This is a genomic window from Pseudoalteromonas luteoviolacea (assembly GCF_001750165.1).
Taxonomy (GTDB): Bacteria; Pseudomonadota; Gammaproteobacteria; order Enterobacterales; family Alteromonadaceae; genus Pseudoalteromonas; species Pseudoalteromonas luteoviolacea_G.
Window position 1 is genome coordinate 1,261,788 of the sequence record NZ_CP015411.1, and the last position, 21,815, is coordinate 1,283,602.

General features: G+C 41.2%; 22 protein-coding genes. 10 read left to right on the forward strand and 12 right to left on the reverse strand.

What is annotated here, in order from left to right; all coding sequences use genetic code 11:
• The first annotated feature begins 227 nt into the window (after window positions 1-227).
• Together S4054249_RS05515 and S4054249_RS05520 are read left to right on the forward strand one after the other, a co-directional pair.
• Window positions 228-1,205, forward strand: a complete 978-nt coding sequence (locus S4054249_RS05515) for an FHA domain-containing protein (protein ID WP_046356673.1) — start codon at window positions 228-230, stop codon at window positions 1,203-1,205.
• A 36-nt stretch (window positions 1,206-1,241) separates the two neighbouring features.
• A complete protein-coding gene (locus S4054249_RS05520) occupies window positions 1,242-2,105 on the forward strand; it encodes a hypothetical protein (protein ID WP_046356672.1) in 864 nt (287 codons plus the stop codon).
• A gap of 40 nt (window positions 2,106-2,145) precedes the next feature.
• Here S4054249_RS05520 and phaC read toward each other — a convergent pair whose 3' ends face one another.
• From phaC to S4054249_RS05535, 3 genes are all read right to left on the reverse strand, one after another.
• Entirely contained in the window at window positions 2,146-3,915 is a 1,770-nt protein-coding gene (gene phaC, locus S4054249_RS05525) for a class I poly(R)-hydroxyalkanoic acid synthase (protein ID WP_046356671.1), read from the reverse strand.
• Window positions 3,916-4,152: 237 nt separating this feature from the next.
• The gene (locus S4054249_RS05530; protein ID WP_039611615.1) at window positions 4,153-4,497 is read right to left on the reverse strand and encodes a phasin family protein; all 345 of its coding nucleotides are present in this window, start codon (window positions 4,495-4,497) and stop codon (window positions 4,153-4,155) included.
• 92 nt (window positions 4,498-4,589) lie between these two features.
• The gene (locus tag S4054249_RS05535) at window positions 4,590-5,339 is read right to left on the reverse strand and encodes an SDR family oxidoreductase (protein ID WP_046356670.1); all 750 of its coding nucleotides are present in this window, start codon (window positions 5,337-5,339) and stop codon (window positions 4,590-4,592) included.
• Between the two features lie 524 nt (window positions 5,340-5,863).
• On the opposite strand from S4054249_RS05535, the gene S4054249_RS05540 reads away from it, so the two are divergent.
• Window positions 5,864-6,265: a rhodanese-like domain-containing protein gene (locus S4054249_RS05540; RefSeq protein WP_046356669.1), complete on the forward strand. Its 402-nt coding sequence runs from the start codon at window positions 5,864-5,866 to the stop codon at window positions 6,263-6,265.
• Between the two features lie 13 nt (window positions 6,266-6,278).
• Here S4054249_RS05540 and S4054249_RS05545 read toward each other — a convergent pair whose 3' ends face one another.
• Complete coding sequence (locus S4054249_RS05545; protein ID WP_046356668.1) at window positions 6,279-7,322, reverse strand: alkene reductase; 1,044 nt, start codon at window positions 7,320-7,322, stop codon at window positions 6,279-6,281.
• A gap of 129 nt (window positions 7,323-7,451) precedes the next feature.
• On the opposite strand from S4054249_RS05545, the gene S4054249_RS05550 reads away from it, so the two are divergent.
• Complete coding sequence (locus S4054249_RS05550; protein ID WP_046356667.1) at window positions 7,452-8,033, forward strand: TetR/AcrR family transcriptional regulator; 582 nt, start codon at window positions 7,452-7,454, stop codon at window positions 8,031-8,033.
• A 215-nt stretch (window positions 8,034-8,248) separates the two neighbouring features.
• The gene (locus S4054249_RS05555; protein WP_052960998.1) at window positions 8,249-9,118 is read left to right on the forward strand and encodes a winged helix-turn-helix domain-containing protein; all 870 of its coding nucleotides are present in this window, start codon (window positions 8,249-8,251) and stop codon (window positions 9,116-9,118) included.
• Between the two features lie 166 nt (window positions 9,119-9,284).
• Here S4054249_RS05555 and S4054249_RS05560 read toward each other — a convergent pair whose 3' ends face one another.
• On the reverse strand, window positions 9,285-10,088 hold the full coding sequence (locus tag S4054249_RS05560; RefSeq protein ID WP_046356666.1) for a methyltransferase domain-containing protein: 804 nt from the start codon (window positions 10,086-10,088) through the stop codon (window positions 9,285-9,287).
• Window positions 10,089-10,094: 6 nt separating this feature from the next.
• Window positions 10,095-10,850, reverse strand: coding sequence for a Nif3-like dinuclear metal center hexameric protein (locus S4054249_RS05565; RefSeq protein WP_046356665.1), 756 nt, complete (start codon window positions 10,848-10,850; stop codon window positions 10,095-10,097).
• 165 nt (window positions 10,851-11,015) lie between these two features.
• Between S4054249_RS05565 and S4054249_RS05570 the strand changes: the two genes are divergently transcribed.
• Window positions 11,016-11,489 (forward strand): VOC family protein, encoded by a 474-nt coding sequence (locus S4054249_RS05570; RefSeq protein ID WP_046356664.1) that lies wholly within the window; start codon window positions 11,016-11,018, stop codon window positions 11,487-11,489.
• A 52-nt stretch (window positions 11,490-11,541) separates the two neighbouring features.
• Here the strand turns inward: S4054249_RS05570 and yghU are convergent, their stop codons facing one another.
• Window positions 11,542-12,402, reverse strand: coding sequence for a glutathione-dependent disulfide-bond oxidoreductase (yghU, locus tag S4054249_RS05575; RefSeq protein ID WP_046356663.1), 861 nt, complete (start codon window positions 12,400-12,402; stop codon window positions 11,542-11,544).
• 424 nt (window positions 12,403-12,826) lie between these two features.
• Between yghU and S4054249_RS05580 the strand changes: the two genes are divergently transcribed.
• Together S4054249_RS05580 and S4054249_RS05585 are read left to right on the forward strand one after the other, a co-directional pair.
• Window positions 12,827-13,261: a hypothetical protein gene (locus S4054249_RS05580; protein ID WP_145924981.1), complete on the forward strand. Its 435-nt coding sequence runs from the start codon at window positions 12,827-12,829 to the stop codon at window positions 13,259-13,261.
• Window positions 13,262-13,299: 38 nt separating this feature from the next.
• The gene (locus S4054249_RS05585; RefSeq protein ID WP_046356661.1) at window positions 13,300-15,957 is read left to right on the forward strand and encodes a glycosyl hydrolase family 18 protein; all 2,658 of its coding nucleotides are present in this window, start codon (window positions 13,300-13,302) and stop codon (window positions 15,955-15,957) included.
• Between the two features lie 47 nt (window positions 15,958-16,004).
• Here S4054249_RS05585 and S4054249_RS05590 read toward each other — a convergent pair whose 3' ends face one another.
• Window positions 16,005-16,742 (reverse strand): XRE family transcriptional regulator, encoded by a 738-nt coding sequence (locus tag S4054249_RS05590; protein WP_230851803.1) that lies wholly within the window; start codon window positions 16,740-16,742, stop codon window positions 16,005-16,007.
• 220 nt (window positions 16,743-16,962) lie between these two features.
• On the opposite strand from S4054249_RS05590, the gene S4054249_RS05595 reads away from it, so the two are divergent.
• The gene (locus S4054249_RS05595; protein WP_230851804.1) at window positions 16,963-17,301 is read left to right on the forward strand and encodes a helix-turn-helix transcriptional regulator; all 339 of its coding nucleotides are present in this window, start codon (window positions 16,963-16,965) and stop codon (window positions 17,299-17,301) included.
• Between the two features lie 355 nt (window positions 17,302-17,656).
• The gene (locus S4054249_RS05600) at window positions 17,657-18,439 is read left to right on the forward strand and encodes a hypothetical protein (protein ID WP_046356659.1); all 783 of its coding nucleotides are present in this window, start codon (window positions 17,657-17,659) and stop codon (window positions 18,437-18,439) included.
• Window positions 18,440-18,497: 58 nt separating this feature from the next.
• Here the strand turns inward: S4054249_RS05600 and lipA are convergent, their stop codons facing one another.
• The 4 genes from lipA to S4054249_RS05620 all read right to left on the reverse strand — a co-directional run bounded on the left by lipA (window position 18,498) and on the right by S4054249_RS05620 (window position 21,730).
• Entirely contained in the window at window positions 18,498-19,463 is a 966-nt protein-coding gene (gene lipA, locus S4054249_RS05605) for a lipoyl synthase (RefSeq protein WP_039611604.1), read from the reverse strand.
• Window positions 19,460-20,113, reverse strand: a complete 654-nt coding sequence (gene lipB / locus S4054249_RS05610; RefSeq protein WP_046356658.1) for a lipoyl(octanoyl) transferase LipB — start codon at window positions 20,111-20,113, stop codon at window positions 19,460-19,462. Before lipB ends, lipA begins: the two co-directional genes overlap by 4 nt.
• A gap of 12 nt (window positions 20,114-20,125) precedes the next feature.
• Complete coding sequence (ybeD, locus tag S4054249_RS05615) at window positions 20,126-20,404, reverse strand: DUF493 family protein YbeD (RefSeq protein ID WP_039611602.1); 279 nt, start codon at window positions 20,402-20,404, stop codon at window positions 20,126-20,128.
• A gap of 162 nt (window positions 20,405-20,566) precedes the next feature.
• Window positions 20,567-21,730 (reverse strand): serine hydrolase, encoded by a 1,164-nt coding sequence (locus S4054249_RS05620; protein ID WP_046356657.1) that lies wholly within the window; start codon window positions 21,728-21,730, stop codon window positions 20,567-20,569.
• Between the last annotated feature and the right edge of the window lie 85 nt (window positions 21,731-21,815).

Here is a 21,815-nt window from a genome sequence, read left to right on the forward strand (position 1 = left end):
ATGGTTTATTTTAAGGCAGCCATTGATAACTTTAGGCAATTTTGATTGAGATTACCAGAGACCGCTTGATTGAACTGCATGTAATAGGTAAAGGGGTATTAATCGTGTAATGAAGCGTAATGTATTTGTTAGGTTATTGAGGTTACACTATGTAGGTGATTAAAGAGGGGTGTTTTCTCTAATCATTTTTCGCAATATAGAGTGTCAAATTAGGAATAGGTGAACCCATGGCTAAGCTTAAAGTAAAGGATTGTTCTGATGTTATCTACTTAAAAGCGTTTCACCGCTTTGGCAGACTGACTTATTCTGTTGATACTCATATAAGTGGCGTTGAAATTTCACGTATTCATGCGGTGATTGAACATAATGGTCAGGATTGGGAACTGCGTGATCTGAGTAAAAATGGTGTATGGCTTAATGGTCAACGCATTGCCTACAATCAAGCGATACACCTTAAAGTGGATGATGAAATTACCTTTTCTGAAATGCATCCGCAGACATTTATTGTTGACTCAATTTCGCCGCCTAAAGATTTGTTAATCCCTTCTTGTAATGAACAACCGGACGAAGTTATTCCGCTAGAGAAATATCATTTCTTGCCGTCAGAATCTAACCCTGAGTTAGTCGTTTTCTATGACAATGAGAAGCTTTGTTGGTGCTATGAGCACTTAGAGAGTGGCAAAATTGTATCTCTAACTGACAGTGATAATCTATGTGTTGCTAATGAGTTATGGTATCTGTTTCAGGTTGAGGCTGCCTCACAAGAAGCGACAATGCCAATTGACAAAGCACATCAATCTAGTCTTGAGTTTGTATTTGATATTAGCTTAGATGAAGAGATCACTGAGTTGAAGGTAAATCACAATGGTGAAATGTTAGATTTTGATATTAGAACGCATCATTATTTAACTGCGCTATTGGCTAGATATAAAGCGCGCGATGAAGCGGCTGTTGATGAGGAAAATGAACGAGGTTGGGTAAGTGTGTCACAGCTTTCAAAAGACTTGGGGATAAGTGAGAGTCATATAAACATACAGATCCACCGTGCTCGCAAGCAGTTTGTTGATTTAGTCGATGATAAAGGTTTAGCTGAACAGATCATTGAGCGTAAGCGAGGTAGAGTCCGCTTTGGTGGTAAACACTTCACGATTAATAAAGGTTCACATACAGAAGCTTCCTACGATGGCTTACAAATGGCGCTATAATTGGGCATGTTGAATTGATCGCTTCAAAGAGTGTATATGAGGCAAATATGTCGTTGTGGTTTTGTGATATGTCTAGCGAGTTTTAGTTTATCCGTCTTCGGTGCTGATATAGAGATTGTGTGGCAACACGGTCAAACACCTAACAAACACACCGTTGAAAAAGTGAAAAATTGGCTGGAGTATGGTTTAAAGCAAACCGCTTCGACACTGACTGACCTACAACAGCCTATTGTACCTGTATTTATTCATCTTAATGAACATGTCAGCGAGCCGGTACCCTGGGGAGAGGTATCTCGTGGCGAACACGATGGCATTACCTTACATATCAACAAACATGCTTCACTGACTCAGCTAAAAGTGGATTGGACGCTGTATCATGAATTTGTACATTTGTATCATCCCTTTTTTGGCTATGGTGATAGTTGGCTAGGTGAAGGGTTGGCAACCTACTTACAAAATATTGTAATGCTACAGGCTGGTATCCTCTCCAAGAGGAACTTTGTGCAGCGTGTTACTGAGGGCCTAGACCGTGGTGAAGCAGCCACGGCAAAGTTTAAGGGGAGGCTATCAAACGTGGCTGAGAATATGTGGCAGCTGCGTGCGTATCAAAGAGTCTATTGGAGCGGTGTCGCATTTTTTATTGAGGCTGAGGAGCGGTTGAAAGTCGCGGGTAGTCAATATAACTTAGCTAAACTTTTAGCGATTTATCAAACATGTTGCAGAGGGAATATTACACCAGGTACCCACCATACGAGTGTTCAGTTTTTAAGTGCATTAGATAGTATTGCCAAAGTTAAAGTATTTATGTCTCTTTACGAGAAATATAGTGAAAGAGAGGACTTTCCTGCTATTTCAGACCGTCAAATACTTAATTTATCAACTCAGTATTCATCACAGTAAAGTAATAGGTAAAGAGTGGACTCTTTACCTATTCAAATTATCACAACCTTGCTTTTACATATTCCCCAGGCGCGTCGTAAATACCCGGATTAGCTTTAGTTTTAACAGCGCGAGCAGGTACTTTTTCATCCGTGAATTGGGTTATCCATTTAGCCCAATGACCCCACCAAGAGCCCTTAGTATGATCTGCTTTTTCAAGCCATGCATTGGCGTCGCCTTGTGGCGCGGGGCCCGACCAAAAACCGTATTTATTTGCTTTAGGTGGGTTGATGACACCTGCAATATGGCCGGACTCACCTAATACAAATGTCGTTTTAGAGCTGGTATATTGGAATCCCTTAAATGTGGCCTGCCACAGAGCAATATGGTCATCTCGTGTAGATAAAGCATAGATAGGCTGTTTGACTTTAGCCAAGTCTATCTTTGTGCCTCGAACGTCGACTTCTTTTGTGGCGATTAATTTATTTTCCAGATATAGGTCTCGCAACATAAAGTTATGGCACTTAGCGGTTAGGTTTGTACTGTCGCCATTCCAGTACAGCAGGTCTAAGTCCATTGGTGGTTGGCCTTTGAGGTAATTATTCACATAATAATTCCAATAAAGGCTATTTTCTCTGAGCATACTGAATGAGACACCCAATAGATGCCCATGCATGACACCATTTTGCAGGTTATATGCTTCTAGTGCTGATATAGTGCCTTCGTTGACAAATACACCAAGCTCACCAGGTTGTGAGAAGTCTAATAACGTTGTTAATAAAGTTGCGCTTTTAATTTTTTGCTTCATACGTTTAGAAGTAAAATACGCCATGGCAGTTGCAACGAGCGTACCTGCTATGCAATAGCCAATGGCATTGACATAAGCTTCACCAGTTTGCTTTTCTATTTCGTCTAAAGCTGCTATGACACCATCGACAACATAATCTTCAAATCCCACTTCCGCCATGCTTGGATCTGGATTTTTCCATGAAATCATAAATACAGTATGGCCATTGTCTACAGCCCACTTTACGTAAGAATTCTCTTCTTTTAAATCTAATATGTAGTACTTATTTACATATGGCGGTACAAATAGCAAAGGTGTCTTGTGCACTTGTTTGGTTGTTGCTGTATACTGGATCAGCTCAAATAAATGGTTTTGGAACACGACTCTGCCCGGTGTTGTAGCAAGATCTTTACCCAACTCATATGCATTTTCACTGGTCATGCTGATCCTAAGCATGTCCCCACTTTTTGCCATATCTTTCTTGAATAGCTCAAGTCCATTAATTAGATTTTGTCCTTCAGACTCGATGGTTAATTTCAACAATTCAGGGTTTGTGGTAATAAAGTTACTGGGAGAAATTGAATTTATAACTTGTCGAGCAAAAAACTCCAGCCTTTCTTTGAGCTTTTCATCTAACCCTGGTGTTTGACGAATGGAGTCTAATAGTGACTGACCAAACAGCAAGTAGCTCTGTTTGATATAGCTGAACCAAGGGTTATCTTGCCACTCGTCAGCGAGAAAGCGTTTGTCGCCTCGCTCTGTTGAAATAACCTCTTCGCTAGATGCGTTGAGCGTTTGCTCCCAAGTTTGTTGAACAATTTTTAATTGTTCTTGCCACCAGTTAATTTGTTGTTTTGCGAATAGCTCTGGCTGTTTAGTGATCTCTTTAGCCCACTGACCAAAGTCTTCAGCGCTTTGCTCATTGAGCGCTTTTTGAACCGGACTATTATTAAAAAGATTTTGAGAGAAAATACTGTAGAGATCTTGATTATACTGCCACCAAGCGGTCATGGTCTGAGTAAAATCTTTATTGTCGGTATCCATTTTATGCTTCCTAATAGGAGGTGTGACAGACGAGTCATTGCTTTAAAAGCTGCGCTGCATGTGCTGAACAAACCTTTAAAAGAGAGTTTGAGTCGACGTTGTTTATTGGCACATATGTTCTCGAGTACTCATACTCACAGTCTTGATGACGAAATAAATAAGCTTGTCAGTGGTAATTGCATAGAATAATGCAGATCAGCCTAGCTCAATACGAATTGAGCTAGGCTGATAAACGCTTTAAACTTTTGCCGCTTTAACAGTCTCGTTTGAGATAGTCTCTAGGTTATCTTTAAACTCTTGACCTAGTTGAGTAAGCTTTTGACCATCTTCGATAAGCTGTTGGCTTAGTTTATTAACAGCACTTAGCTGGCTAGCATTAAAGTCGATGAAAGACTTCACGTCTTTTACTTCTGCCGCTGTTTTAAGTTGCTCAACAGATGTTTCTGTGAACGAATGCGCTGCATCTAGTTGAATCTTCGCAAGTTGCTCGATATTTTTTGCAACAAGTTGATTGAACTGAATTGCAGGTGAAAAAAACTTTTCGCTTTGCTCTGTGATTGATTTAAAAAAGTCGTTGTACATGGCTTGCTTCCTATTGAGAGATAATCCGTTTTAAAATGCAATACCCATCTACTACAGAAAAGTTACCTTTTCTAAATGGTATCGTTGAGTTTTTAGTTCATATACAGGCCGCCATTTAAGGCCAGTGTCTCACCTGTAATGTATGCGGCACCATCAGATGCTAAAAAGCATACTGTTTCAGCAACTTCCAAAGGTGTCGCCAGTCGCTGCATTGGTACTTGCGCCTTAATGCTTTCTAATACGTCTTCACGCATTTTCGCTACCATCGGTGTTTCTGTATATCCGGGTGCCACCACATTAACCGTTACACCTGCTCTTGCACCTTCATAAGCGAGCGATTTGCTAAAGCCAATCATTCCAGCTTTGGCTGCAGCATAGTTTGCTTGACCAAATTGTCCTTTTTGACCATTAACGCTAGAAATGTTGATGATTCGACCTGACTTATTGCCACACATATGTGCAAAAAGTGGTTGAGTCATATTGAACATCGAATTCAAGTTCGTATCGATGACGTCGTGCCATTGCTGTGCATTCATTTTTTTAAATGAAGCATCACGTGTAATGCCAGCATTGTTTACCAACACATCAATTCTGCCGTGACTTTCGATAATTGTTTCAATGCTGTCACCACATGCTTGCGCATCAGTGACATCTAAAAATAATGGTGAAACAAATTTCGGATTGATATTGGATTCATTGCACCAGCTATCAAAATCTGCCTCGTTACGTCTTGGGCTTGCGACTGCAATAACAAAGTAATTATTTTCAACTAGCTTTTGTGTGATCGCTGTACCTATACCACCTAAAGCGCCTGTTACTACTGCTATTTTTTTATTTTCCATAATGTGCTGTTCCGAACATAAAGTGGCAAAACAACCGCACAACTAAGCCACGTATCACTGAAGCTGTTTGCATTCAGTGAAGGGTTAAAACTAACGTTATTGTTCATGTCTATTGTGACGAAATAATAACCAATTTGTTTAATATAAAAGACAAATACTCATTATTTCGTATGTATTTCAGGCACGATTGGTGACTACCTGAGTCACAATACAATTTAATATTAGACTAAAAACTCAATTTTTAATAAATGTAAGTTGTCTAACCAATTGTCCAATCGTACGTGCAGTAAGTAATAGTCGGTATTGGGAATTTCGGTATTAGACTAAAGGCTAGTAGACGAATATATGGCGATGCTAAATTTAACTTTGTTATAAAAATCATATAAATAGAATATTATAAAATATCTGATTTTTTCGATAAAATCTTAAACAGCCAACTTTGTTCGAATTAAATTACATTTCCATATAGGCTTATCACGTATTATATTTTGTCAATAGTTTGGGAAGAAAGTGAGGTGATGCGGATGTCAGGGCAAACATTGAAAGTGGTTTTTGTAAAGTTTTCGATTGTATTATCGTTGTTTTTAAGTGCGGTGGTGAACGCAAATCTCCAACGTGTTAAAGCTGGTGAGCTGCTAGTTAATCAGATGTCTGATGCACCTTATACCATCATAGATGTCCGTACAGTAGAGGAATATAGTGGCGGTCATATTAAAGGGGCGATCAATATCCCATATGACCAAATTGAAGCGCAGTCCTTTCTACTCAATGAGCTTAAAAATAAAACACTTGTGGTTTATTGTCGTTCGGGAAGGCGGGCGAATATTTTTGAGAATGAGTTAACTAAACGCGGCTTTACTCTGCTTCATTTGGAGGGGGATATGTTGGGTTGGCAGGCGCAAGGGCTACCACTAATAAAGCAGTAACCCTTTTTGATACTTAAACAAGGGACGTCAGCATCTGTTCGTTGTATTCAACTAGTGGTTGTTGATTTTTGACCTTTGCAATATAGTCGGGGTTTGCAATTAATGGCCTGCCAATTGCGAGTAGGTCAAATCGGTCTGCCTCGATGGCTGCTGAACCAGTTTGTGGTGTAAATCCACCAACCCCAACTAAGGTTTTTTTGTACCGTGATCTGACATAGTCAGACGCTCTTCCACCCAAATGTTCAAAGGTCATCTCATCATCAAATATGCCAATGTGTAAAAAAGCCAAATTACGCTTTTCTAATTCAGGTAAAAGATAATCAAATACCTGTTTGTCACGAGGGTCTGACGCCATATTAAAGTAGGCACCTGGTGATAGGCGCAGTGCCGTTTTATCGTGGCCGATACGACCCACGATTGCATCGACAACTTCTAATGCGAAACGGCTCATATTTTCAGGTGTTTCACCGTAATTGTCTGTGCGTTTATTACTGTCAAAATGTAAAAACTGATCGATGAGATAACCATTTGCTCCATGGATCTCCACACCATCGAAACCTGCATCAATTGCATTGGCAGCTGCTTGCGCATAGTCATTGACTAGTTCTTGGATTTGTTTAGTTGTTGCCGGTGTCGGTACTTGATAGGTCAGATCCCTCATGCGGGGCACAGTACCTTCTACTGCTGCTGCACTGGGGGCAATTACCGTGTCACCCGCATAGAAATGAGGGTGTGCTACTCGACCTGTATGCCATAATTGAGCAAAAATTTTCCCGCCGTTGCTGTGTACTGCATCAGTGACCTTTCTCCATCCGGTAATTTGCTCTGGTGTGAATAAACCAGGCGTATTTGGATAGCCCTGTCCATCAGGACGAATTATCGTTGCTTCAGAAATAATTAATCCGGTATCTGCGCGCTTTGCGTAATATGCTGCCATGTCATCAGTTGGCACAAGATTATCATCTGCCATACACCGGGTTAGTGGCGCCATTAACACGCGGTTTTGTAATGAAATAGTCGAGTTGAGTTGATAAGGCTGAAATAGTATGTCTGTCATGGGTTGTTGTTCTCTGTATTTTGAATGTTTATTCAAGATAGCTTTATTTGAACGATCATTCAATACTATTTTTGAACATTTGTTCAAATTTGTTTAAGATACGCATAAAGTACTTAGCTGAGTTTGTTTATGAGAAGCGCAGAGTTTGATAGAGAAGTTGTTCTGAGAGCGGCTATGAATGCATTTATGGAAAAAGGGTATAATAAAACCAGCATGCAAGATTTAAAGCTTGCCACAGGATTGCACCCAGGCTCGATTTACTGCGCTTTTGAAAATAAAAAGGGATTATTACTAGCGTCGTTAGAACAGTATAACCTTGATAGAAGTGAAGAGCTTAAGTCAATCTTTAATGGCCAAGTCGATGCGCGAAGTGGGTTGAGGGCATACTTAGATAGCATCGTTGCAGAGTGTATTAGTGGTGATCCAACGCAGTCTTGTTTAAGTCAAAAAGCGATTAACGAAATTGCGCAAACAGATGAACAAGCCCAGGTAGTATTGAGTCAGCAATGTGTGATGTGGCAAAGCTTTATGAAAGATGTATTTTCTCAGGCAAAGCTAGAGGGTGTGATAAGCGGTCCACGTGATCCTCAGCAGCGTGCACAAAGCTTAATTGTCGGTATTTATGGCCTCAGGACGTTTTCTCAAGCACAAAAAGACCCAGAGGTGATTTCAGGTATCGCAAATCAATTGTTGATTGACGTTTGCCGTTAATTTCAAGCATTTGGTGTGATTTGAGTTGTTGGATTTGCACTGCGAGTAGCCGAATATGAGTGAATTGTATGGCAGGTATTACACAAAGCTAGGTAATTTAATTTGCTGCTCTATTAGACATTATTACTAGCACGTGAGGCTAGCTCTGTTGAAGAGTTTGGTATAGTCTATGAATTCTTATGGTTGTTAGTTAATTAAATGGAAATCATAGAGATATGGAATATCAATTTTCCAATGCGGGGTTGAATAGTCGAGAGCAAAGCTTCAAAGTAGACGGCAAAAGCGTGGTACTCGAAGAACGCGCTTTTAAGCTATTAGCCTACTTAATTGATACCCACCCAAAAGTTTGTACCCAAGATGAGCTGGTTGCGTATTTATGGCCTGACTCTGTTGTTTCTCCATGGTCTTTACCGCGTTTAATATCTGATACCAGAAGCCTGTTGAGGCGTTTTGGAGTGCAACACGACTTAATATTTACTGTAAGGGGGCAGGGGTATAAGTTTAATCCTGAGGTGACAATACAGTGTAGCCATAATGTGGATGCTGCCGAGGTACAATTAGCGATGCTAAAAGCAGAGCATAGTTCGGACGGTGCACATTTAAAGTTTTGGATAGGGGTGACCTTGGTGATGTGTTGTGCATGTATATGGTTGATCATTAACCATGCCGTCGTTCACGAACAAGATATCAGTTTTAAGGTTAGTGAGCCAATCGATGCGAAAGGACGCATTTTATGGGTGGATGATAATCCTAAAAACAACATCAAAGAGCAAGGGTATTTTCTAAAGCAAAAAATTGGCGTTTATAACACAGCGTCGACTCAAGAAGCGCTACTCCTATTAAGCATGTATGAATATACCGTCGTTATTTCAGATATGGGCCGCAATGGAGAGCCTCTAGCCGGCCTAAAGCTACTTAGAGCAATGCGAGCGGCGGGAGATGAAACGCCATTTTATGTATACACTTGGGTTGAATCAAAAAAACAGCAAGAAGTGATTGTTTCGGCAGGCGGTCAGGGAGTCGCAACGAAAAAGCAAGCGCTATACGACTATGTATTACTGCATTTTGATGATGAAAAAATTTAAGATTAAAAGTTAAGCATCTGATTTTTATGCTTTTCAATTTTTTTCAAAGTGATTCAAGGGACAAATTCATGCAACTATGTCAACTTTTAGAGGCTGCTCTCTTACAGCAAATGTCTTGGCCTTAACACTCGTACTGTGGTGGGTATTGATGTGTTAAGGCTGTTTTCTATTCATTCATCTGTAAAAGTAAATGTGTATATCTCCCAATCGATGCATATGGTTCAGAACGATTATATTTAAGTTCAAGAGATAATAGTTGCTCGAATTGGTCCTGTGCTTTATGTAGTTCACGCAAATAATCGTGAAAGCAACGCACACCTGTTTTGCGCATAGTGCGAAGGGATAATGCATTTAACCAGTCTTCAACATCCTCACTTTCTAATGGCTGGTTTGGACTAAGCCCGACTTTTTGTTTTACCTCTAATCCATTTGATACGTAATCAAAGTTGCCATAAACCATGTTTGCTAGGCGTTGAGCTGCCTTATTAAAATACATCAGTGATAAAACCCCTTGAGGGGCTAAACAACTTTTTAATATCGCTAAAGCGTGTTGTTGTTCGACAACCCACTCTAAAACGGCATGGCAAAGAACCAAATCAAACTGTCCTAGGGCCAAAGAAGGAATGTCTTGTAGCTGTGCATGAATAAAAGTCATACTTTCAGATAAGCCACTAGACTCGGCTCGACCTTGAGCGAATTCCAGCATAGATGCAGATACATCAAGTAAGGTAACTTGATGTCCACATTCAGCAAGGTAGAGTGCAAGTTGCCCCTGGCCACCACCTACATCGAGTATGTTGAGTGGTTTATTTGTAAAATAGCAGTGGACCAACTCATCCAAATCTCGCTTTAGTACAGCTTCTCTGAGCTGACCTTTAGTCGTGCCGTAAATGTTATTTTTGAACTTGCCAGCGATATCACAAAAGTGGCGATCTTTGGGGTTTGTTGGGGTGTGCTGCTTTTTCATCATTTGGGTTTAGACCGGATTATTAATATCGACAAACTCGACATCGAGGTCATATTTGTCAGCTAAATACTCACCCAGCGCTTTAACACCGTATCGCTCTGTCGCGTGGTGTCCAGCGGCAAAAAAGTGAATGCCCTGCTCGTTTGAGCTATGAATTGTTTGTTCTGATGCTTCACCTGTTAAGTAGGCATCAATGCCTTGGCTTGCGGCTAGATCAATAAAGCTTTGACCACCGCCGGTGCACCAAGCAATTGTCTCAATCTTATGTTCACCAGCTTGATTAACCAGTGGTGCTCTGTCTAATTTATTTTCGATTAACTGTGTGAATTCCTCAACTGTCATAGGTGTTTTCAGCTTGCCTTTGACAGCGACACTGTTCTTATTCCAAGGCTCCAATGGACGCTCGACAATAAGGTCAAGTAAATGACCAAGTTGAGCATTGTTGCCAAGCTCTGGGTGAACATCAAGAGGTAGGTGATATGCCAGTAAATTTATGTCGTTAGCTAGTAAACTTTGGATGCGACGCTTTTTCATGCCTGTAATTGGTTGATCTTCACCTTTCCAAAAATAACCGTGGTGAACCAAAATTGCGTCGGCCTGTTTCTCTATCGCAACGTCGATCAAGGCTTGGCTGGCAGTCACACCGGTAATTACCTTTTTAATTTCTGATTTTCCTTCAACTTGTAAACCGTTAGGACAAAAGTCATTTATTTGAAAGGGCTTAAGTAACTCTGTAAGTTGGTTAACTAATTTTTTGCGCTGCATAGTGACCCCAAAATGCGATAAAAACGCATAGTTTAGCGTTTTTTTTGCGGAAGGAAAGTAGGATATTTAGATCTGTTAAGTGAGACATCAAGCTAGTTATAAAGTTGTACTTTAAGAATATTAGGCTAGCTTTAGTGGCATAATATATCTCAGGAGATTGAAATAATGGCGGTCAAAGCAATTCCCCAAGGGTACCACGCAATAACGCCTTATCTTATCGTACAAGGTGCTGGAGAGGCGATCCAATTTTACCAAAAAGTCTTCAGTGCCAGCCTTGTAATGCAACTCAATATGGCTGATGGTTCAATTGCACATGCTGAGCTTAAGGTTGGAGACTCCCATATTATGATCAGTGATGAATGTCCTGATATGCATTTTAAGGGGCCGAAGCAGCTGGGGGGCACAGCAGTTTCTTTGATGCATTATGTGGAAGATGTGGATTTTGTGTTTTCACAAGCCTTGGCGATGGGGGCAAAAGAAATTAGAGCGGTTGAGGATCAATTTTATGGTGATAGGGCGGGTACACTTGAAGACCCATTCGGTCATGTGTGGACGATTGCAACTCATATTGAAGATTTATCAGAGACGGAGTTGCAAGAAAGAATGAGTGAGTTTATGTCAAAACAGCCTGATGAGTAATGTGTGGTTCAGCACCTTGCTGTGGTGCTGAACGTTTGAGTTTACTGAACGATTATTTTTTATCTTGAGTATTCAAGTCAAAGTCGCTTGCTTGGTGCCTTTCATGGAGTTGCTCGCTGTCTTCCCCCCATGTCCGATTGACCATTCTTCCTCGTTTTACAGCACTTCGGGTACTGATGAGTTTTGCCCAGCGTTGAACGTGTGGATATGCGTCAACATTTAAAAACTCAGCAGCATCGTATAGACCACCTGTCACTAATACGCCATACCAAGGCCAAATTGCAATATCGGCAATGGTGTACTCATTGCCACACAGATAGGTGTTATCTTGTAAATGTATATTTAACACATCGAGCTGTCGTTTTACTTCCATGGTGTAACGATCAATCGGGTATTGAAGCTTTTCTGGGGCATAAGCATAAAAGTGTCCAAATCCACCACCTAGAATAGGTGCGGAACCCATTTGCCAAAACAACCAGTTTAGGCACTCGGTTCGCAAATGAAGAGGTTTTGGAATGAACGCAGAGAATTTCTCTGCGAGGTATAACAAAATGGCACCAGACTCAAACACTCTAATGGCAGGTTGTTGACTATTATCAATGAGAGCTGGGATTTTTGAATTAGGGTTGATATCGCAAAATCCAGATGAAAAATGGTCCTCCTCCATAATATCAATTAAAAATGCGTTATATTCAGCGTCTGCAATGCCTTTTTCAAGTAGCTCCTCAAGTAAAATGGTTACCTTGACGCCGTTTGGCGTGGCTAAGGAATAAAGTTGAAGTGGGTGCTTACCTGCTGGTAAAGATTTATTAAATCTTGGTCCTGCTGTAGGGCGATTGATACTGGAAAACTTTCCACCATTGCCGCTTTGCCACTGCCATACCTTTTCGGGGGTGTAAGGACTTTTTGTCATATATTTTCCTTTTCAATATAAACTGTACATTGAATTGACCGTGCATTGTTTATTTTTAGTTCAGTAGTTAAGTATAAGCCTTGGTCGTTATGTGTAATAAGGCTACTGTGATTAATGTGAATTCTCTTGCTAGATTACGTTTATTTTCTCGCGCCGAAGTGGTACCAGATTTATTTCTCTAAGTCGTTTAGTCAATTATTTTTACTATTTTATTACATTCGACATATTTGGTCTGATTTTTTTAAAAGCTGAAAATTCAAGTTTATAGCGTTTCAAAAAAGGCGATATGAGAAATTTTTTTCTCAAACCTATTTGGGTTAGTCGTTTTTTCGTCCCGATAGTGGGTTGTGTTTTGCTTTATATTAGGTACATTGGTGTTAATAAAATTACTGAATTTGTTAACTTAACTCGAGGGCTCTTGGCAATGCGTAAAGCTTTTCATCCATTACTTATGCTTTTGACATTTAATTGTGCGTTTTTTTCCAATGCTGATGACAGCGCTGTCTCTTTAACCTCAAGCGCCAATGAAAAAGTGCTTGAACGCCGTATCGCAGGATTATGGCATGACGTGAATAATAGCAATTTTAGCAATGGCCACTTAATTGTATCTCAGCATGGAGATGAGATTTTTACCGCACATTATTTGGAGTTTAAAGGAACGCCTTTTGTTGAGCATGGCAATGGAATAAGAAAGCACGACACGATTACTGTCAAGGTGCAAGTAACGCAACAAATACCGGGTTGGACGACCGAGGGGGTCCATACCCTGACTTTATCTGAAGATGGACAGTTTTTGGTCGGAGAATATGCTTCAGGGGGCAGCACAGGTCCTTTGAAGTTTAAAAAGGCGGGAAAATAGGACCTGCTTAACAATAAAAACATGTTGAAGGAAATAAAATGAAAACATCACACAACAGGGCATTAAACAGAGTAAAGCAGGCATTGCTTGTCTCTGGTTTTATCGCCTCCCTTCCTGCATTTGCTGTGGCTCCTGGCGCGCCAAAAGTGGAATGGATGGTCGAAAAGCATAGTCTAGTCACTATAACAGATTCACTGGCATACAAAGACGTAGTCGTTGCGCCAAGTGTAGATGTTTCTGTACCTTGGTCAAAATGGACTGGTGAAGCTGGCGAAACAGTTAAGGTACTACTGGATGGACAAGTTGTTCACAGTCGTATTTTAACAGATGTCGGGAGCTCGCAATCGGGTGTAGAAACATTAACATTTACGAAAGGTGGAAAATTTAATTTAACGGTTCAGCTTTGTAACATTGATGGCTGTAGTGATAGCACGAATAATAAAGTCCTAGTGGTCGCAGACACAGCGGGAAGTCATTTAGATCCGTTGCCGATGAAAGTGAATGATCCGCGTTTCCCCATTGAGATGACCAATCGTTCTTATGTAAATACAACAGGCAAAGTAGTTGCTGCATATGCAGCAGAGTGGTCTGTTTATCGTGTAGAAGGCATGGATTATTACATTGATAATATTCCAGCTGAAAACTTGACGCATATTTTTTATGGATTTGTCGCGATTGCTGGGCCGAATGAGTCTTTCAAAAAGGAAAACCCCACAGGATATGACACCTTTCAGCGTGTTACTGCTGGCTTAAGCGATTTTGAGCTTGCGCCACCTGATCCTTGGGCTGCTTATATGAAGCCTGTTGGTGATCAGGTAAATCAGGATGCTATCAAAGGAAACTATGGTCAAATGATGGCCTTAAAACAGCGCTATCCTGACCTTAAAATCATTCCATCGATTGGTGGTTGGACGTTATCTGATCCATTCTACTTTATGGCTGATGATGCGAAGCGTAAGACTTTCGTTGAATCTTGTCGTCAATACCTAAGAACATGGCAGTTTTGGGATGGTATCGACATTGATTGGGAGTTTCCTGGTGTTGCAGCTGCAAACCCGAATTTAGGTTCTCCAAGTGATGGTGCAACTTATATCAAGTTGATGAAAGAGTTACGTGCAATGCTTGATGAAGAAGAGCTGCGTACAGGCCGCAATTATGAATTGACATCAGCAATCAACGTTGGGTTTGACAAGCTTGATGAGGTCAATTACGGCGAAGCAATTAAGTATATGGACTATATCTTGATGATGTCCTACGACTATTTTGGCGCATGGGATTTAGAGGGTCTTGGTCACCAGACCGCGGTATATCCATCAGACTTTAAACCTTCTGATGTACGTACAACACAATACAACCTAAAAACAGGTATTGATTTGCTTAAGGCGCAAGGTGTACCTGGCAATAAATTGATTGCTGGTATCGCAATGTATGGGCGTGGCTGGACAGGAGTTGAACACACGCCTGGGACGCACCATATGCAAGGTAAAGCAACGGGTCCATCAGCACCAGCTGATGCATTTAAGCTTGAACCTGGCACACTGATGTACGCAAATATTGCGCAATGGGCAAAACACCCTGATTGGGAATATCATTATGATACCGTTGCACAGGCACCATACATTTATCGTCCGAGTACTGGAGATCTGATCTCCTACGATGATCAAAGGTCGATTAAAGCTAAAGGTGAACTTGTGTTCCAAGAAGGGCTTGCAGGTATGTTCGGCTGGGAAATCGACACTGATAATGGTGATATCTTGAACTGGATGCATGAGTCGCTTGGTCATCCGCTAGTTGACGGCTCTAACCGTGCTCCAGTGGTGAATGCCGGTGCGGATCAAAGTGTCTTATCAGGCTCTGTAGTAAAGCTCTCTGCAACAGCGAACGACGTTGATAACGATGCACTTACTTATCAGTGGCAACAAGTGTCTGGTCCTGCGGTTGCTTTAGGCGTTACCAGTGCATTGAACCTAGAATTTGTGGCACCTGATGTAGTCGGTGAAGCGACGGTGACTTTACGTTTTAGTGCTAATGATGGAAAAGGCGGAAATACCAGCGATGAAGTCGTGATTACAGTTCGTGATAGTGTTGTTAATACACCACCTGTAGTTAATGCCGGTGCCGATCAACAAGTTGATTCGGGCTCTGCTAATGTCACGTTAGATGGCAGTGCAACTTCAGACGCTGATGGAGATGTGCTTACTTACACTTGGAGCCAAGTTTCAGGTGGTGCCGTTGTACTTGCTGGGGCGGATACTAGTAAAGCAAGTTTTTCAGCGCCAGAAGTTACGCAACCTGAACAATTGGTGTTCCAGTTAAGTGTATCTGACAATGGTGTTGATAGTTATTCTGATACAGTGACCGTGACGGTGACTCCTAAAGGCACTGGTGGCCATCCAGCCTATGATCCTGTTACAGTTTACAATACTGGCGATCGAGTGAGTCATTTTGATCAAGAAGTTAAGCAAACATTAGTATGGGAAGCTAAGTACTGGGTATCTGGTGTTGAGCCAACGCGTTTTGCAGATGCATGGACCTTGATCAGCCAAGTTGAGTTTCCATGGCATATTAATGTTGCTTACAACGCTGGCTCTGAAGTGAACCATTGCGATGCAACAAACCAATGTGCGCGTTACAAAGCGCTTTGGTGGACTAAAGGTGATGAACCAGGTAAAAGTGGTGCCTGGCAAAAACTATAAGCTAATACGTGTGGGCGGGTAGTCCACACTTTTTTCTAGGAGAAGGTTTAGGTCAAATCTTTTCCTATCCATACCACTTTACCAATAATTTCAAGCTGTTCCATTTCATCAGGTTTAACTACCTGCTCAACATATTCCTTATTGTCACTGATAAGCCTCACAGAGCCATCTAAATATTGCTGTAAACGTTTTGCGTAGAGCTCTTCACCGAGTCTTACAACATAAATGAGCCCTTCACTGAGTTTTTTATCACTTAAATCGACTAAAATGGTGTTGTTGTTATGGATGGTTGGCTCCATAGAGTCACCTTTGGCGAATACCACCGCTAGTTTGCTTTTCTCAAGGTTTTTGTACTCAAGCCATTTTTTTCTAAAGGCTAGATGCCTAGAAACTTGCATTTGGTCATTGAATGCGCCGTAGCCAGTACTAACTGAAACGTGATAACCAGGTACTAAAACAAAGGCATCATTAAACTCGTCCAGTTTTACAACTGGGTGTAATGCACTTTCTTCGTTATCTACGCCATTTTCTTCTCCGGTAATTAACCAGAGTAAGTTGACTTGAGCTTCAGTGGCAATTCTTTCAATGATACTAAGTTTTGGATCTTCACCTTTTAATATTCGACGCAGCGTGCCTTCAGAAACATCAATTTTTGACGCAAACGCCCTTATACTGTGCGGTTTAATTGCTTCCTCGACTCTAGCCGCCAAGGTATTGAGGTAATTTACTCCGTCCATAATGGGTTTATTTCCTGTATCACATAGATTAAGCGTCATGTCCGTCATTATAAGGAGCTTTAAATATAAACTCAATGCAATTTTTTACGCAGATTTAATTTAATTAATGGTTGTTGTGCGTAATTTTTTGCTCTATACTTTATAAAAAATTACGCACTCGAGCTTATATATGGTTCAGTATGCATTAATTACGGTAAGTTATAACAGTTAGTAGGGCACCTCTGGGTGCAGACGTACTCACTTGCGTAAAAAAATAAGGAAAGTGAACATGGCCAAACACCTAACATTCAACACTCAAATGAAAACTAGACTATCTAAGCACTTGGTGTCTGCTCATCGAAGTGATGATGTAACTCCTCAGTCATCTAAACTGATTCGTACGCCGAAAGGCGCGCAATTACTAAAGTATGCAAGAAAGTGCAGAGGCTATACGCAAGCAGAATCTGCCGCTTGTTATGGTATTGAAGAGAGAACGCTAAGGCGATGGGAAAATAATGAATATAATCCGAGATGGAATGATGTCATTTCGTTGATTGAGGATGTCTATTTGATGGATATTACCCAAGTTATCGAAGGTGTGAGAAACAGCCCTGATGTGATTGCGTAAAATATAACGCAAGGTGAGTCACGTAGAAACCGTTTATTAAATTACGCACTTTGCTAATGTGCGTAATTTAATAAGTATCAGTGTGGTGCAAAATTGATAATTAATTATGGTGAAATACATAGGAATTGTATGGTGCTGTTAGGAAGTATTATTTAAATCTAAGTGTTGTCTAATGGGGGAATAGAGCTGATTTATAAACTGATAAATCTATTGAATAAATTCTTTATTTTGTTGTTTTTTCTGAGGTGTTTGAGCATTTTGTAGTTGGTGTGAACTGCTGCTAGGGTTACTCCAACACATAGCTGAGTATGAAGTACAGACTATACAGGTTTCTCTCAATGAAAAGGAAATTGTCATGTCTATGTCTAAACTTTCGTTCGCACTGGGTTCGATATTAACGAGCTTAAATGTATTTGCACTTGCGCAAAATATTGCAGATGAAGATGGTTTCGAGCGGGTTACACATTATGCTGTAGGCCCTGTGAGCAGTGCAATGATCACCAGTGAACATGCACATAAATTAACGCTTAATGTTCAACTCAGAGATGAGCTGAGTACCTGCTACAATGCCAACGTCTATTCTAATGAGACGCACATCAATCTTGCAAACTTAAGTGTGTCTGTCGATACGCATAGTACAAAGAGTTTAACGTTAGAAGCAGATCTTCATGATGAAGCGGTGTTACAAGACTCCAAGACGGTACACATTAATTGCATCGATGCACTTGGCGAAGACTATAACGTACTGGTTAATGTACCTGGTGCACCAATAGTGGATTGGCAAGTCACATTGGCACCAAAGGGAAAGTTTATTCATATCCCTTATTCATATGGATACCATTCGGCATATCGTATTAATAGTCTTTTGAAGGTGAATAATCAAAATACGCAATCTTATTGTACAACGGTTGCAAATCGTGGAGTGTCATTAGGCTTATTTCATGGCGAAGATCGCAAAGGACCATTTCATTCTGACGTGTTTGTTAAAAATGAAGTTATAACAAACCCCGCACATCAAGTTTTATATCAAATTATTGAGTGTGAGAATGCGGCGGGCAAAACTATGGTTGTTAAAGTATTTAATCTTACAAATCCCAATAAGATCCATCTTTGGGAAGATCAAACAATTGTAAAGTAGTGAAATAAGCACAAAAAAAGCAAGCTCCGATGCTTGCTTTTTTGAGTGTTAAATAACGTTATTTAACTTCTTTACCGGCAGCTTGCTGATCTGCATGATAGCTTGAACGTACAAACGGACCGCATGCGGCGTGTGAGAAGCCAATTTCGTCGGCATACTCTTTAAGGGCATCAAACTCTGCTGGTGGCACATAGCGTTTAACAGGCAGGTGGTGCTTGGATGGCGCTAAGTACTGACCAACAGTCAACATGTCTACGTTGTGTTCACGAAGATCCCTTAATACTTCTTCGATTTCAGGTATCTCTTCACCTAACCCCACCATTAAACCAGACTTGGTTTTAACTTCTGGATGAGCTTCTTTAAAGCGACGTAATAACTCAAGAGACCACTTATAATCTGCGCCTGGCCGCGCTAGTTTGTATAGTCTAGGCGCAGTTTCTAAATTGTGGTTAAACACATCTGGCGGTGTTTCTGTCAGGATCTCAAGTGCTCTGTCCATACGACCACGGAAGTCAGGCACTAGAATTTCAATGGTGATCCCTGGATTATGTTTACGGATCTCTCTGATACAGTCAGCGAAATGTTGTGCACCACCATCACGAAGGTCATCGCGGTCAACTGATGTGATAACCACGTATTTTAGTTTCATGTCTTTGATGGTTAGTGCAAGCTTTTCCGGTTCAGCGGCATCTGGTTTTAGCGGACGGCCGTGTGCAACATCACAGAATGGGCAACGACGAGTACAAATAGCGCCTAAAATCATGAAAGTTGCGGTGCCATGGTTAAAGCATTCAGATAAGTTTGGACAAGATGCTTCTTCACAAACTGAATGTAAGCCATGCTTACGCATTGCACTTTTAATGCCTTCAATTCGCTCACTTGATTTTGGCAAGCGGATCTTTAACCACTCAGGCTTACGGAGCATTTGCTCTCGTTCAGTAGGTAGTACTTTGACCGGAATTAATGCCATTTTCTCGGCATCGCGTAATTTTACACCCGGCTCCATTTTGACTGGTTTACTCATTCGTTCTCAAACCCTTCAGTGTGAACAACATGCTCAGCGTTAATACGCTTTAGCATATGTTTGATGAGCCCATTACCCGCCTCTTCAAGCGTAGCAGGCCCATTTAAATCGCTAGTTTGTACCATCTCCATGCCTGCATAGCCGCATGGATTAATACGTAAAAATGGACTGAGGTCCATATTGACATTGAGTGCAAGTCCGTGGAATGAGCAGCCTCGTCTAACTCTCAAGCCCAAAGAGGCAACTTTGCAATTGTTAACATAAACACCTGGCGCATCAGCTTTAGCATAGGCATTGATGTTGTATTCTTGCAAAGTTTCAATAATGGTCTCTTCAAGCCAAGTAACCAGTTCTCGTACGCCAATTTTTAAACGACGTAGGTTGAACAGCACATACATCATTTGCTGGCCAGGACCATGGTAAGTTACTTGGCCGCCTCTATCGACTTTGACGACAGGAATATCGCCTGGTGCAATTAAGTGTTCGGCTTTTCCAGCTTGACCTTGTGTAAAAACAGGGCTGTGTTCAACTAACCAGATCTCATCAGCTGCTGAATCATCACGCTGATCAGTAAAGTGTTGCATTTTCTGCCAAATTGGCTCGTAACTTTGTCGCCCGAGATGGCGAATGATGATGCTATGGTTGCTCATGGACTTCCTTCACTACAGTACGTAACGAACCGCTTCGATACTACCCAGTTCAGTGTATATCTGCTCAATGTGCTCTTTTGAAGTCACAGTTGCAACTAAAGTCACAGACTCATATGTGCCTTTGCTACTAGGCTTGACCTTTGGCGCGTAATCGCCAGGCGCAATGGCTTGCATTTTGGTAAGAATCTGATCTGTCAGATCAACATTTGCCAAGCCCATAACCTTAAAAGTGAATGGGCAGGGAAATTCTAAGTACTCATCAAACTTAGTGTTTTTTACAGGTGTTACCACGACGGTTTCCTCACTACAGATACTAAGCAATGATTGTGTAATGTGAATTGTTTTCACTTAGGCATCATTACCTCAATAATGGCGGCATTCTATCATTTTTATGGCAAAAAAAAACGCCTCAAATTGAGGCGTCGTTGCTTTATATACATACTGAGTACAGGGTTATTGCATGATCTGTAAACGTAAGTAGTCGTATATGCGGCTGAAGAAACTACCTTCTTCAATTTCTTCAAGCGTCACCAGTGGGTATTGCGCAATATCCTCACCATCTAACTGCAAGAATAGCGTACCGACAGTACTGCCTTTAGCAAGTGGCGCAGTTAATGTTTGATCTAGTTCGAAGTGCGCTTTTAGGTTTTTTCGTTGGCCACGAGGGATCGTAATGGGTGTGTCTTGTGTAATACCCAAAGATACCGTCTCTTTATTACCCATCCAGATACGCTGATCAGCGAAGCTATCACCTGCTTTGTAAGGTGTGATTGTTTCGAAGAATCTAAAACCGTAGTTTAATAGCTTTTTACTTTCGACTTTTCTTGCGCGCTCGCTTTCGGTGCCCATCACAACGGCGATCAATCTCATATCACCCTTTGTAGCAGACGTGACTAAGCTGTAGCCAGCTTCCGCAGTATGGCCGGTTTTAATACCATCGACATCTAGGCTTGCATCCCATAATAGCGAGTTACGGTTGTATTGTTTGATGCCGTTAAAGGTAAAAGATTTTTGCTTATACAGTGCGTATTCTTCAGGTACGTCACGGATCAGAGCTGCACCTAACGTTGCCATGTCTCTTGGTGTAGTAAATTGCTCAGGGGCATCCAAACCATGGCTATTGATGAAGAAGCTATTCGTCATCCCTAGCTTTTCAGCGTGCGCATTCATTAAATCTGCGAATGCACTTTCGCTGCCGGCAATGTGTTCAGCCATGGCAACGCATGCGTCATTACCTGATTGAATGATAATGCCATGGTTTAAGTCGTCAACACTGACTTTTTTACCGACTTCGATGAACATTTTTGACGATTCTGGAAAATTTTTAGCCCAAGCATTCTCACTAATAGTGACCATGTCAGTGGGGGCGATGTTACCCGCCAAAATCTCTGTACCGATAACGTAGCTGGTCATCATTTTTGTCAAACTAGCAGGCAGAAGCTTGGTATCTGGTTCACCTTCAGCAATGACTTTACCTGTTGTGAAGTCAACTAGGAAATAACCTTTTGCACTCATTTGTGGTGGAGAAGGTATGATTTGTGCGCTTGCCGAAAATAATGACAAAGAACACACGACACCAAGGATTTTTTTAACTACTTTTGGTTTAAATACTGTCATCATGCTCGCTTTTCAATTTAGTTTGGGCGGTGATTCGTTTTTGCATCGCCCAATTGGTTTTGTTTTTGTCCTACATACCGAACAG

Excerpts from the sequence above, each read along its gene's own strand:
- S4054249_RS05590 (WP_230851803.1), bottom strand. The coding sequence starts at position 16,742 with ATGACGGACATGACGCTTAATCTATGTGATACAGGAAATAAACCCATT.
- lipA (WP_039611604.1), bottom strand. The coding sequence starts at position 19,463 with ATGAGTAAACCAGTCAAAATGGAGCCGGGTGTAAAATTACGCGATGCC.
- S4054249_RS05535 (WP_046356670.1), bottom strand. The coding sequence starts at position 5,339 with ATGGAAAATAAAAAAATAGCAGTAGTAACAGGCGCTTTAGGTGGTATA.
- lipB (WP_046356658.1), bottom strand. The coding sequence starts at position 20,113 with ATGAGCAACCATAGCATCATCATTCGCCATCTCGGGCGACAAAGTTAC.
- S4054249_RS05550 (WP_046356667.1), top strand. The coding sequence starts at position 7,452 with ATGAGAAGCGCAGAGTTTGATAGAGAAGTTGTTCTGAGAGCGGCTATG.
- S4054249_RS05570 (WP_046356664.1), top strand. The coding sequence starts at position 11,016 with ATGGCGGTCAAAGCAATTCCCCAAGGGTACCACGCAATAACGCCTTAT.
- S4054249_RS05560 (WP_046356666.1), bottom strand. The coding sequence starts at position 10,088 with ATGATGAAAAAGCAGCACACCCCAACAAACCCCAAAGATCGCCACTTT.
- phaC (WP_046356671.1), bottom strand. The coding sequence starts at position 3,915 with ATGGATACCGACAATAAAGATTTTACTCAGACCATGACCGCTTGGTGG.
- S4054249_RS05520 (WP_046356672.1), top strand. The coding sequence starts at position 1,242 with ATGAGGCAAATATGTCGTTGTGGTTTTGTGATATGTCTAGCGAGTTTT.
- S4054249_RS05580 (WP_145924981.1), top strand. The coding sequence starts at position 12,827 with ATGCGTAAAGCTTTTCATCCATTACTTATGCTTTTGACATTTAATTGT.
- S4054249_RS05620 (WP_046356657.1), bottom strand. The coding sequence starts at position 21,730 with ATGACAGTATTTAAACCAAAAGTAGTTAAAAAAATCCTTGGTGTCGTG.
- S4054249_RS05595 (WP_230851804.1), top strand. The coding sequence starts at position 16,963 with ATGGCCAAACACCTAACATTCAACACTCAAATGAAAACTAGACTATCT.
- S4054249_RS05565 (WP_046356665.1), bottom strand. The coding sequence starts at position 10,850 with ATGCAGCGCAAAAAATTAGTTAACCAACTTACAGAGTTACTTAAGCCC.
- S4054249_RS05555 (WP_052960998.1), top strand. The coding sequence starts at position 8,249 with ATGGAATATCAATTTTCCAATGCGGGGTTGAATAGTCGAGAGCAAAGC.
- yghU (WP_046356663.1), bottom strand. The coding sequence starts at position 12,402 with ATGACAAAAAGTCCTTACACCCCCGAAAAGGTATGGCAGTGGCAAAGC.
- S4054249_RS05585 (WP_046356661.1), top strand. The coding sequence starts at position 13,300 with ATGAAAACATCACACAACAGGGCATTAAACAGAGTAAAGCAGGCATTG.
- S4054249_RS05600 (WP_046356659.1), top strand. The coding sequence starts at position 17,657 with ATGTCTATGTCTAAACTTTCGTTCGCACTGGGTTCGATATTAACGAGC.
- S4054249_RS05530 (WP_039611615.1), bottom strand. The coding sequence starts at position 4,497 with ATGTACAACGACTTTTTTAAATCAATCACAGAGCAAAGCGAAAAGTTT.
- S4054249_RS05540 (WP_046356669.1), top strand. The coding sequence starts at position 5,864 with ATGTCAGGGCAAACATTGAAAGTGGTTTTTGTAAAGTTTTCGATTGTA.
- S4054249_RS05515 (WP_046356673.1), top strand. The coding sequence starts at position 228 with ATGGCTAAGCTTAAAGTAAAGGATTGTTCTGATGTTATCTACTTAAAA.
- S4054249_RS05545 (WP_046356668.1), bottom strand. The coding sequence starts at position 7,322 with ATGACAGACATACTATTTCAGCCTTATCAACTCAACTCGACTATTTCA.